Origin of the sequence: Faecalicatena contorta (assembly GCF_001404335.1) — a bacterium.
GTDB classification, from domain to species: Bacteria; Bacillota; Clostridia; order Lachnospirales; family Lachnospiraceae; genus Faecalicatena; species Faecalicatena contortus_B.
Genome location: NZ_CYZU01000005.1, coordinates 70,689 through 82,668 on the forward strand (window position 1 = coordinate 70,689; position 11,980 = coordinate 82,668).

The 11,980-nt window shown below is 46.9% G+C and carries 11 protein-coding genes; 5 read left to right on the forward strand and 6 right to left on the reverse strand.

Features of this window, described 5'->3' with window-relative positions; all coding sequences use genetic code 11:
* Nucleotides 1–5: 5 nt before the first annotated feature.
* From galE to ARB69_RS03930, 6 genes are all read right to left on the reverse strand, one after another.
* Nucleotides 6–1,028 (reverse strand): UDP-glucose 4-epimerase GalE, encoded by a 1,023-nt coding sequence (gene galE, locus ARB69_RS03905; protein ID WP_050642433.1) that lies wholly within the window; start codon nucleotides 1,026–1,028, stop codon nucleotides 6–8.
* Between the two features lie 65 nt (nucleotides 1,029–1,093).
* Nucleotides 1,094–2,014 (reverse strand): sugar phosphate nucleotidyltransferase, encoded by a 921-nt coding sequence (locus ARB69_RS03910; protein ID WP_055151224.1) that lies wholly within the window; start codon nucleotides 2,012–2,014, stop codon nucleotides 1,094–1,096.
* 630 nt (nucleotides 2,015–2,644) lie between these two features.
* A complete protein-coding gene (locus tag ARB69_RS03915) occupies nucleotides 2,645–4,132 on the reverse strand; it encodes an aldehyde dehydrogenase family protein (protein ID WP_055151227.1) in 1,488 nt (495 codons plus the stop codon).
* A 273-nt stretch (nucleotides 4,133–4,405) separates the two neighbouring features.
* The gene (locus ARB69_RS03920; protein WP_055151231.1) at nucleotides 4,406–6,217 is read right to left on the reverse strand and encodes an ABC-F family ATP-binding cassette domain-containing protein; all 1,812 of its coding nucleotides are present in this window, start codon (nucleotides 6,215–6,217) and stop codon (nucleotides 4,406–4,408) included.
* 149 nt (nucleotides 6,218–6,366) lie between these two features.
* The gene (locus ARB69_RS03925) at nucleotides 6,367–7,008 is read right to left on the reverse strand and encodes a flavodoxin family protein (RefSeq protein WP_050642437.1); all 642 of its coding nucleotides are present in this window, start codon (nucleotides 7,006–7,008) and stop codon (nucleotides 6,367–6,369) included.
* A 503-nt stretch (nucleotides 7,009–7,511) separates the two neighbouring features.
* Nucleotides 7,512–8,447, reverse strand: coding sequence for an L-lactate dehydrogenase (locus ARB69_RS03930; protein ID WP_050642438.1), 936 nt, complete (start codon nucleotides 8,445–8,447; stop codon nucleotides 7,512–7,514).
* 148 nt (nucleotides 8,448–8,595) lie between these two features.
* On the opposite strand from ARB69_RS03930, the gene ARB69_RS03935 reads away from it, so the two are divergent.
* Genes ARB69_RS03935 through ARB69_RS03955 form a run of 5 tightly spaced genes read left to right on the forward strand, consistent with a single transcriptional unit; the run spans nucleotide 8,596 to nucleotide 11,913 of the window.
* Nucleotides 8,596–9,453 (forward strand): ABC transporter ATP-binding protein, encoded by an 858-nt coding sequence (locus ARB69_RS03935; RefSeq protein WP_050642439.1) that lies wholly within the window; start codon nucleotides 8,596–8,598, stop codon nucleotides 9,451–9,453.
* Entirely contained in the window at nucleotides 9,450–10,232 is a 783-nt protein-coding gene (locus ARB69_RS03940; RefSeq protein WP_050642440.1) for a hypothetical protein, read from the forward strand. Before ARB69_RS03935 ends, ARB69_RS03940 begins: the two co-directional genes overlap by 4 nt.
* 5 nt (nucleotides 10,233–10,237) lie before the next feature.
* A complete protein-coding gene (locus tag ARB69_RS03945) occupies nucleotides 10,238–10,633 on the forward strand; it encodes a GntR family transcriptional regulator (RefSeq protein ID WP_050642441.1) in 396 nt (131 codons plus the stop codon).
* On the forward strand, nucleotides 10,620–11,351 hold the full coding sequence (locus ARB69_RS03950) for an ABC transporter ATP-binding protein (protein ID WP_154253315.1): 732 nt from the start codon (nucleotides 10,620–10,622) through the stop codon (nucleotides 11,349–11,351). The genes ARB69_RS03945 and ARB69_RS03950 overlap by 14 nt, the downstream gene beginning before the upstream one ends.
* Before the next feature lie 22 nt (nucleotides 11,352–11,373).
* The gene (locus ARB69_RS03955) at nucleotides 11,374–11,913 is read left to right on the forward strand and encodes a hypothetical protein (protein WP_050642443.1); all 540 of its coding nucleotides are present in this window, start codon (nucleotides 11,374–11,376) and stop codon (nucleotides 11,911–11,913) included.
* Nucleotides 11,914–11,980: the final 67 nt, after the last annotated feature.

Consider the following 11,980-nt stretch of genomic DNA (forward strand, 5'->3'; position numbering starts at 1 on the left):
TTCATCTATTCACTGTCCCTGTAACCATTCGGATTCATCGACTGCCATTTCCATGAATCCGCGCACATCTCCTCAATTCCTCGCTCGGCAGTCCATCCCAGTTCCTCTTTCGCCCTGGACGCATCACAGTAACAAGTGGCGATGTCTCCTGCGCGCCGGGGCCTGATCTGATAAGGGATAGATTTGCCGCACGCCTTTTCATATGCCTTTACGACATCCAGAACACTGTAACCTGTCCCGGTTCCCAGATTATAGATGTGCACCCCTTTGCTGCTCTTCATCTTCTCGATCGCCTTCACATGGCCCACAGCCAGATCTACAACGTGTATATAATCCCGGACGCCCGTACCGTCATGGGTATCGTAATCGTCACCAAACACGCCAAGACAGTCCAGCTTTCCAACTGCCACCTGCGCAATATAAGGAACCAGATTATTCGGGATTCCCTTCGGGTCTTCCCCTATCAGGCCGGATTCGTGCGCTCCGATCGGATTAAAGTAACGCAGAAGCATAATATTCCACTCCGGATCCCCGGTATGCAGATCCGTAAGGATCTGTTCCAACATGCCTTTCGTCTGTCCGTACGGATTGGTGATCTCCCCCTTCGGGCACTTCTCCGTAATCGGAATCTCAGCAGGATCTCCGTATACGGTTGCGGAAGAACTGAATATCATGTTCTTGCAGCCATGTCTGCGCATCACATCGCAGAGAATCAACGTTCCGGTAATGTTGTTGTGATAATATTCCCAGGGCTTCACAACGGACTCACCCACAGCTTTCAATCCGGCAAAGTTAATAACCGCCTCAATGTCTTCCTGCTCAAATATGGGTTCCAGATCCTCCCTGTTCAAAATATCACCTCTATAAAACTTCAGTTCCTTTCCTGCAATCTTCTGCACTCTCTCCAGCGCTTTCTCACTGGAATTGTAGAGGTTATCAACGACTACCACATCATAGCCTCGCTTTAAGAGTTCCACACATGTATGACTTCCTATATATCCGGCGCCGCCTGCTACTAAAACTGCCATTATACTTACCTTTTCCTTTCTGTCTGCTGTTCTTCTTTGTCTGTTGCCTGATACCGTATGCCTGTTTATCTCCAGAGGTGCAGGGGATAGGTTCCCTTTCCCTTCATCTCTGCAACCGCATCCACAACACTCTGCTTATCTTCCTTATATGTGATCCCATACCATCTGTCCTCGGATTTCAACACCTTCACAGTCGCCTTATCCTCATCAAGAAGTTCACCTACCACCGACGGCAGAAAATATTCACACTTCAAAGGTGATTCCTTCAGGTTCTTCTCCAGAAATACCGGGAACCGCTCCTCCAGTTCTCTCAAAAAACTATTCGTAAAGCCAAACATATTCAAAGATACGATACAGTTCTTGTCTATCTTGTTCCATGTCTTTCCATCATCCTCTGTATATTCAATTCCTTCCGTTGTTCGCTCAATGTGAGTCCGTTCAATAATTCCGGTCAGATAGCCCTCTTCATCCGTCTCGCAGATCCCCCTGGATACATACCCATTATCTGTTAGAGTATTATCCAGTCGGTACCCCACCATGGCATACCTGTACTTCTCATCATCCGCATGTTCCGAAAGATAACGGTAAATCTCCTCCAGAGCATGAACACCGTAATAATCATCCGCGTTGATAACAGCAAAAGGGCCATCGATCACATTCCTGCAGCATAAAACTGCATGCCCCGTCCCGAACGGCTTCACACGTCCATCAGGCACCGCAAATCCCTCCGGAAGATCATCCAGCTTCTGAAATACATAGGCTACTTCCATATATTCGCTGATTCTGTCTCCAATACAGGTTTTAAATTCTTCTTCGTTTTCTTCCTTTATTATAAAAACGACCTTCTCAAACCCCGCCCTCCTGGCATCAAAAATAGAAAAGTCCATAATAATATGGCCTTCCTCATCCACCGGGTCAATCTGTTTCAAACCGCCATAACGGCTTCCCATTCCTGCCGCCATGATCACAAGTACTGGTTTTTCCATGCTTCTTCTCCTTCTATCACTTATGTCACAAGATTTCCCGGACTATATAATCACATATAATTTAAAAATAATCACATGTATCTGCGTTTGTTGTCTTTTCTTTCGTTTTGTTAATCACATGTAATATTATACTTCCTAATGCAGCCCGGGTCAATGCATTAAATAATTATAACATATAAATAGATAGTTTGGAAAGTGGGGACCGCGGGGGCGGATTGGCTGACGCTGCAGAGGAAACGGATATGTGGTGTGGCAGGGCTGTCCATTCGTGAACTGCCCCTAAAGGAAATACAGCCTGATTTTATGGAACCAGAGAGATTCACTTAGCTGTCTTGATGACAGCTAAGCTCAGCTCTCTTTGAAATTTTTTTCGGTGAAAAAATTTCATCCATAAAGTCAGGCTGTATTTCCTTAAGGGGCAGTAGTACTTATTCTATGCCCTGCCACACCACATATCCGTTTCCTCTGCAGCTGGTTCTTCAATGCGGTAGGACGGCTCCACTTTAGGGGGAAACAGACGGGGGCGGCGGATGGTTTTTGGCTAATATTTGTGATGTGCACGGGGCGGAACTGCTTTGTTCCTACTACACGTACGAGAATGAGGCTAAAGCTCATTCTCTGGATTCTTGCTTATTTTGGAGGGTAGAATCCTGAGGGGGCCTCTGACAGGTTGATCATGATGTTTTTCATCTGTGTATAGTGTTCCAGGATTACTTTATGTGTCTCACGGCCTATGCCTGATGCTTTGTATCCTCCAAATGGAGCGCCCTCGGGGATTGCGTTGTATGTGTTTACCCACATACGGCCGGTTTCTATTGCACGGGATACCCGGATGGCCCTGTTGATGTCGCGTGTCCATACAGCGCCTCCCAGACCGTAGTCATTGTCGTTGGCCATGGCTATTACTTCTTCTTCGTCTTTGAACTTGATAATGCATGCTACTGGTCCGAATATCTCTTCTCTTGCTACACGCATGTTGTTGGTTACATTGACAAGCAGTGTTGGTTTCATGAAACAGCCTTTGGCCAGTTCTTCTTCCGATGCCCTCTCGCCGCCGCATGCTGCTACAGCGCCCTCCTGCCTGCCGATTTCGACATAGCTCAGGATTTTCTCTATCTGGGCCTCGTTGATCTGGGAACCCATCTGGGTTTCTGCTTCCCAAGGTAAGCCAACTTTGATCTGGTTGAATGCTTTCACCGCCTCTTCTACAAATCTGTCATAAATTCCTTCCTGTACGAATACACGGGAACCTGCACAGCATACCTGACCCTGGTTAAAGAGGATGCCCAGCTGAAGTCCGTCCATGGCCATATCCCATTTGCAGTCATCGAAGAAGATGTTGGCCGATTTGCCTCCCAGTTCCAGTGTGGATGGAATCAGGCGTTCTGCCGCTGCACATGCCACGCTGCAGCCGATTTCCGTGGAACCGGTAAACGCCAGTTTTCTGAATCCCGGATGATCCAGTATGTATTGCCCGGATTTTGAACCCGCGCCGGTGATCACGTTAAATACGCCCGCCGGAATTACATCCTGCACCAGCCTGGCAAATTCCAGTACGCTTAGCGATGTAGAGCTGGATGGTTTAAATACCGTACAGCATCCGCTGGCAAGAACCGGAGCCAGTTTCCAGGCAGCCATTAAAAACGGGAAGTTCCACGGAACGATCTGTCCAACCACACCGATCGGCTCTCTCAGAATCAGACTGAGTGTATCCTCGCCCAGCATAACCGCGCTGCCCTCTTCCGCCATAATACAGCCGGCAAAATAACGGAAATGACTGGCTGCATAAGGGATATCGATTGCCATTGTCTCGCGGATCGGCTTCCCATTGTCCACGGATTCCACCATTGCCAGAAATTCGGCGTTCTTGTCTATGATGTCTGCGATCTGATTTAAGATTGCGGCACGCTCATTGACGCTTGTCTTTTTCCAGCTCTCAAATGCCGCCCACGCCGCATTTACCGCCTCATCCACATCTTCTTTTGTCGCCTGTGCACAGGATGCTAGGACTTTTCCGTTCGCCGGACATGTGGAGGTAAACACCGCACCGTCGGAAGCATCCTTCCACTGGCCGTTAATAAAAAGCTGATAGTTCTCCTGCAATTCTACATGACTCATATGTTTCTCCTTTCATATCTTCAAAAATAAACACTCCTGTTGCCTGCTCCAATATCTATGATTATTATAGCACAAAATATTCCTATTTCAATTATTTTTCAGATTATTTTAATATATACTTTTTATTATGTAATATATAGCAATAATGTTTGTGTTTTAACAAACAATTATACTTATCATAAAAAATCATGTAAACAGATTTAAGAAGAGATCACATTAATATAAAAATCAGAGCAGTCCGCTGCTGCTCTGATTTTTTAATACTATTCATAATTATGTGTTTTTCTGCTCTTCTATTCGCTCTGCCAGATCATTTAAGTATACCCACCGCTCCATCTTTTCTTCCAGTTCTGTCTCTGCCCGGCTTTTCTGAGCCATCAGTTCATTTAACCTCCCGGAATTAGTAGCATTTGCCATAATGTCGGCATCCAGCGACTCTATCTTCTCTTCCAGCGCCGCGATATCCTCATCAATGGATTCGAATTCTTTCTGTTCCTTATAGGAAAACTTTAATTTTGACGGGCGGTTCTGCTTCCACTCTTTGTATGCCTGGTTCTTATCTTCCTGCTCTTTCCCAGATGTATTATGGTCTGTTTCCGCCGCCCCCTTATTCTTTTTCGCCTCCAGGTAATCTGTGTAGCCTCCCTCATATTGTACCAAATGTCCGTTTTCAAAGGCAAAGATGCGGTCAGCCACATTGTCCAGGAAATATCGGTCATGGGATACTGTGATCACTATCCCGGGAAATGAATTCAGATAATCTTCCAGAATCGTCAGTGTGGGGATATCCAGGGAATTTCCAGGTTCATCCAGGCAGAGCGTATTAATGCCGGAGCACAGAATTTTCAGCAGATACAGCCTTCGCTTCTCCCCGCCGGATAATTTACCAATGGGTGCATACTGCATATCAGGAGTAAATAAAAAACGCTCCAGCATCTGAGACGCACTAATCCGCCCTTCTCTGGTCGGAATATATTCTGCGATCTCTTTCACAAAATCAATCACCCTCAGGCCATCATCCATGTCCTGTTCTTCCTGTGCAAAATAACCGATCTTAACGGTTTCTCCGATTTCAATGCTCCCTGTATCGGGTTCGATCAGACCTGCAATCATCTTAATTAAGGTTGATTTTCCGCAACCGTTTTCACCGATAATCCCGATCCTCTGATTCTTCAGAAAAATATAGTCAAAATCCTCGATAAGTTTCCTGTCCCCAAAACCTTTACTGATATGATGAAGTTCAATCGTTTTCTTCCCCATCCTGGTTTCCATGGATTCCAGTTCTACCGTCTGGTCCTGAACCGGAACCGTACCGCTTTTCAAAGCCTCCAGGCGCTCCAGACGTGCCCTTTGCTTCGTGCTTCTCGCCCGGCAGCCGCGTCTGGCCCATTCCAGTTCCACGCGCAGCACGCTCTGGCGTTTTCTTTCGCTCGCCAGCTCCATCTCCTCACGCTGGGCTTTCATCTCCAGAAAACCGGTATAATTCGCGTCATATCCGAACAGATTTCCATGGCTGATCTCCAAAATTTTATTCGTTACCTTATCCAGAAAATATCTGTCATGAGTTACCATAATCACAACACCCCGGTAGCGTTTCAGATAATCTTCCAGCCAGTTCACGGTCTCTTCATCCAAGTGGTTGGTCGGCTCGTCAAGAAGAAGGATATCCGCCTCGGAAACAAGCGCACGCGCAAGAGCCACCCGTTTTTTCTGACCACCAGAAAGAGGCCCGATAACGGCTTCATGATCTGTGACGCCAAGGCTGTTCAAAATACTTTTAGCCTCATTATCTGCATCCCATTCCTCCTGCTTCTTCCCAGAGCTCACATAGGACAGCACGGTTGCCCCTTCCGGAAACTCCTGATCCTGCCGCAAATAATTCATTTTCAAGCCGTTCTGCTTAACAACCTGCCCCTCATCCGGCTCTTCGAGGCCGGCAATAATTTTAAGCAATGTTGTTTTTCCTGTCCCGTTAATTCCAATAATCCCAATTTTATCTCCATCATGTACCCCATACGATACATCATCAAATATAACCTTATCTCCAAATATCTTACTTATATGCTCTATATTCAAAACATTCATCAGACTCAGCACCCCCTTTCGACCTAATAATCATAAGGGATTTTCCAAAATCCGTCAATAAACTTTTTGGGATGCTGCGCCAACATGCTAAATCCATAAGAATCGCTTTCATTTCCGCTAAAAAGCACGGCCTCCACCGTGCTATTTATCTATACTTCCCTGATAAAATTCGTAGAATACTCCAGTTCCGTCTTTGGAAGCACAATCCCCGCCTGCTTACCAGCCGCAAAGCACTTCACCATCCAGGCCATATTCCTTCCTATATTACGCATTGTCTGCAGTCCCTCTTCGTCTTTCATGACATCCTCCGGTTTCTGCCCGTGCACCATATTCCAATAAGTAGATCCAACCGTGGGCATCTGCGCAATCCCAAAATACTTCTGGATTGCGTCCAGTGAGGCCGTTGTGCCACCCCGCCGCGCGGATACAATAGCTGCCCCCGGCTTATACTTAAATGCCCTGCAGCGTTCATCGCTGCTATTCCCATAAAATGCCCTGTCCAAAAACGAAAGACTCCGTCCGCTCGGATGCGCATAATAAACCGGAGATCCAAATACAAACCCGTCCGCCTCATAGGCCTTTTCCACAAACTCATTCACTCCATCGTCCGTAAAAACACATTTTCCATCCCTGCACTTGCCGCACCCAAGACAGTCCCTGACCGGTTTCGCCCCAATCTGAAAAATCTCATAATCCAAGCCCTCATCCAAAAGCACCCTTCCGATCTCCTCCAAAGCCGTGTATGTACATCCCTTCAAGTTACAGCTTCCATTCAGCATCAAAACCTTCATAAATCTTACCTCCTAAACCAACGTTTTACCATAATTATATCAGCACCCCAGCCCATAAACAAGAATCTCCCTTGCAAAGCTACCGGCGCGAACAGCCCCGCTCCCTTCCCTAAACCATCACGTTCCACCGAGCAATTCAATAAGCCGCCACCGCTAAGATCTCCTCCCGAGGACGGCCTTCCTACCGCCCGGATGCACCAGCTTTAAAACCGGGAAGCCTGGCGCCTGGCGGGAGCATATATGCCATTTTAAAAGTCCTAGAGTTTCCGTTAGAATCCCTTAAGGAAAAAACATAGAAAATGGTGGGCAGAATTTGACGTCTCACGTCAAATTCTGAAGCGGCCTAAGACCCGAAATTACCAAATTTCGGGTTGCATGCCGCTGGACCACCATTTTCTATGTTTTTTCCTTTAGGGATTCTTACGGCAACGGAGCGGATTTTTAAAATGGCATATATGCTCCCGCCAGGTGCCAGGCTTCCCGGTTTTAAAGCGTCCCCCTCTCTACAAAGATTCCATAATTTTCTGAAGCCCCTGTGCCGACTCACTCAAAGCTTCTCTCTCCTGTGCATTCAGAGGTATCTCTATAATATCCTCCGCCCCATTTCTCCCTACCACAGTAGGCAGGCCAATGCAGACGTGATTGAGGCCGTAATGTCCCTGTGCCAGGCTGGAGACTGTCATAATGGAATGCTCATCACGCACCAGCGCCTGAGCGATTCTTTTTACCGCCATCGCGACAGCATAGAAAGTAGAGCCTTTTCTGTCTATAATCTCATAAGCGCTGTCGCGGACTTCTTCGTATATTTCATTGAGCTGAAGACTGGCGCGGGTTCGCCCGTGCTGGCGGCAGTATTCGTCTACAGGAAGGCCCGCCACTGTTGCGCTGCTCCAGACTGCAAGCTCGCTGTCGCCGTGTTCCCCGATCATCCAGGCATGGATATTCCGGTAATCCAAATTGAACTTCTTGCCCAGAAGATATTTAAGTCTTGCGGTATCCAGCACGGTTCCGCTTCCGATTACCCGGCTGGCCGGAAAACCGGACAGCTTCAGCGCCAGACTGGTTAGGATATCTACCGGATTTGTCACAATCAGCAAGATACACTCGGAATTGTATTTTACAATTTCCGGAATGATCTGTCTGAAAACCTTTGCATTTTTTGCGGAGATATCCAGCCTTGTCTCACCCGGCATCTGATTAGCACCTGCCGTCACCACGACCAGATATGCATCTTTAAGATCCTCGTAATCTCCGGCATAGATATCAGAGGGGACGGTAAACGGAATACCGTGCCCGATGTCCAGGGCCTCTCCTTCCGCTTTGCGTTTGTCAATATCGATCAGGACCATTTCATTGAACAACCCGCTTTCTACCAATGTATATGCGGTTGTGGCGCCTACGCCGCCGCATCCGATAATTCCACATTTTTGAACATTCATTCTTCTTCATTTCCTTTCTGTTTTCTGTTATTATTTCCCATCACCTATATTTTGTATTCCCCTATTGACAAATATATATTTAGGGTATACTGTATATATAAACATATACAGTATATATACAGTATGATTCACAGTCAGGAGGATCGCAATGGACAATCTGCTTGAAATCAAAAATCTGAACAAAGCAATTGGAAGTTTAAAGCTCACAGATATTAATCTCACACTGGAACCTGGATATATCATGGGACTGATCGGCAGGAACGGTGCAGGAAAAACCTCTCTGATCAAGACAATCCTGCGCCTCTATCAGAAAGACAGCGGGGAAGTCTTCATCAACGGGCATTCCATGGACACCCAGGAGCGCCAGGCAAAGGATGACATTGGCTTCGTGCTGGATGAATCACCCTTTGAAGACAATCTTACCGTTGAAACAAACGGGAAATCTTTCGGTTCCCTGTATTCCCGGTATGACCATGCACTGTTTCTGAAGTTCTGCAGCAGATTTGAAATAGCCCCCGGGCAGAAGGCAGGAAAGCTTTCCAAAGGACAGAAGACCCGGTTTCAGCTGGCCTTTGCCCTCTCCCATGATGCAAAGCTTTTCCTGATGGATGAACCCTCTGCGGGCCTGGATCCGCTGTTTCGCAGAGAACTGCTTGGTTACATGCAGGACATCGTTGAGAACGGCACACGCAGCATTCTGTTTTCCACCCACCTAACCTCCGATTTAGATCAGATTGGAGATTATATCGCCCTTATGGATAACGGCAGTCTCTGCCTCCAGCTGGATAAAGAGGAACTAAATGATAGATTTTATATCGCATATGGTACCCGGGAACAGATTGAACACCTTTTTGGCGCCAATGTGATCTGCCGTCTCCACGAAGCCTACAGAAGTTCCCTGCTGATCGAATATCCGCGGGAAGGACAGCTGCTGGGACTTGAAACAGCAAGGCCGACACTGGAGGATTTGATGTATTATCTTAGCAAAGGGGGTTTTATCAAATGATCCGGATTATTTTAAATGATCTGTGGCTGGATGTTAAGAGAAACTTTTTAACCTTTATTCTGTACTTTATCGTATACGCTGTGATTACAATTCTGGGCGTACAGATTACACTGGTTCAGTTTTTGAGGGATCTCCAGACTTCCGGCAAGGATTACAGTACTGAGATACTTGCCGCCATGGAGTCCTCCCCAACGCTCCAGGCATCTGCCGTATCGATCACCGCTGTTGCAACAATCCTGTTTTTATGGCTGGTTTTGAGAAAAATGCCGATCCGGCTTGCCATGCCTCTTTACGTCTGTGCAGTGGGCGAAAAGGAAAAAATGCATTATCTCCGCCTTCACCTTGTCGTAAAAGTCATCTTTAGCCTGCTGCTCACCATCCTGGTACAGCTGTTTATGTCCGGACGTTTCTTTCTCTCCGGCGGCTGGATGGAGATCGTTGTCCAGCTTGGGTTATGGTTTTTCCTGATTCTGGCGCTGAACCTGCGCACAGACCCGGGAAACCGGAAAGAGGCGCTGGAGGCAGCGCCTGATATGGTCACTGAAAAAAGCGAGGAAGTCATGGCAGGAGTTTACTGGTTTGCACTGCTGATCGTAGAAAACATTGTATTCTATACCCTCGCCGTTACACACATAGCATGGAACCACTGGATATTCCTTGTATGGATGCTGCTCTTTGCAGTCAATGCCCTGATTGCCGTGCGGTGCAGTTCCCCTATCCTGTCCTATATGCTCTCCTATGAGAAAATGTACTATCCTCTTCCGGATAAAAAGGAGTGAGCCCTTTGAATATATTTATAAAAGAAGATTCCAGCCTGCCTATATATGAACAGATCGTGCAGGCCGTTAAAAATTCCATATTAAACGGAGAACTGCTCCCCGGCAGCATGCTTCCCTCCATCCGTTCTCTTGCCAGAGACCTGGGGATCAGCGTCATTACTACAAAACGTGCCTATGAAGACCTGGAGGCCGGGGGCCTGATCTACTCCCAGCAGGGAAAAGGATTCTTTGTAAAAGAACCTGACAGGGAAGCACTTCGGGAAGAACAGCTGAAACGTCTTGAGGGCGCTATGGCAGAATGCGTCAAAGAAGGGCGGCGTCTTGATTTGACCTGCGCCCAGTTTCAGGATATGATACAGATTCTTTGGGAAGGAAGTGAGGATTCAGATGACAGTATTTGAGTGTGCAAATATTAATAAAACATATAAGAACTTTGCCCTAAAAGATATCTCCTTCCGGCTGGAGAGCGGGTATCTTACGGCACTCATCGGACCGAACGGATCAGGCAAGACTACACTGTTCCAATGTATTTCCGGGGCAGCCCGCAATTTCACGGGAGATGCTTCTATTGATGGGATTTCGCTGCACAGCGAGCCGGAAAAGTATAAGGAGAAGATCGGGTTTGTGTCCGAGACACTATCCTTTTATTTGGAAAGCTCTATATTGGAAAACGGACATCTTCTGGGGACATTTTTCTCTGACTGGTCCATGGAAGACTATTATACCTATCTGGATAAGATGGAACTCCCCCCTTCAAAGCTGCTTTATCAGCTGTCCAAGGGGGAAATGATGAAGATGCAGTTCTGTTTCGCCATGGCCCACCGTCCGCGCTTTTTGCTCCTGGATGAGCCTATGGCCGGTTTTGATCCGGTATTCCGTAGGGATTTTCTTGCCATGATGCAGGATATTCTGAACAAAAATATCGGCATCCTGCTTTCCACGCATATCACAGAAGATCTGGACAAATTGGCCGATTATGTCCTTGTGCTTAAGGATGGAAAGCTGGTACAGAATAACACTCGTGAAGTCCTGGAGGATCAGCACCGGAACACTGCCCCAAAAAGAAAAGAGCCGGATGCCTCGTTTGAGAGATTTCACATCCGTGATTTATTATCCTGACATGAAGAAGGAGGACTACGGTATGAACCTTTATCAAAAAGAAAAAGCTCGCATCCGCATCGGTTATCACTATTTTATCATGGCAGCCTGCATGTACTTCTTTTTCATGCAGGTTCAGAGCGAAACATCACTGCAGATCAGCGCCATGAATGCCGGATTAGGTGTCGGGGATAGTGTGATTCTGGCGCCGGATTCACCGGTGTCGTTTAGCCACTCCGCATTCTGGATCGGAATTGTGCTGGAAATGTTCTATCTGAATCACCGTTTATTCTGGATCCGCGAGAGGGGGCGCTTAGCATTTCTTCTCAGAAAATATGATACCCTTCCGGTTTCCAGACGTGATCTCTATATAGCAAAAGCAAAAGTTATGCTGAAAGCTTACGCTATTTATCTGATCGCTTTCCTAATCATTTATTATGAAATTATCTTATCGAACTATTTATCAAATGCCCTATGGCTGGAACCGATCCCCGGGATACTGCTCTGCTTTGTCCTCGGATTTCTCATAATCCTGGCGCTGCTTGGCATGGACTGGCTGCAGGATCGGCGCACAGGCAGCTGACAGGATTTTTATTAAGCCTTTTTCGAACCCTTTGATTGATAAAGAGGAGGCCGGCGATGCATCCCCA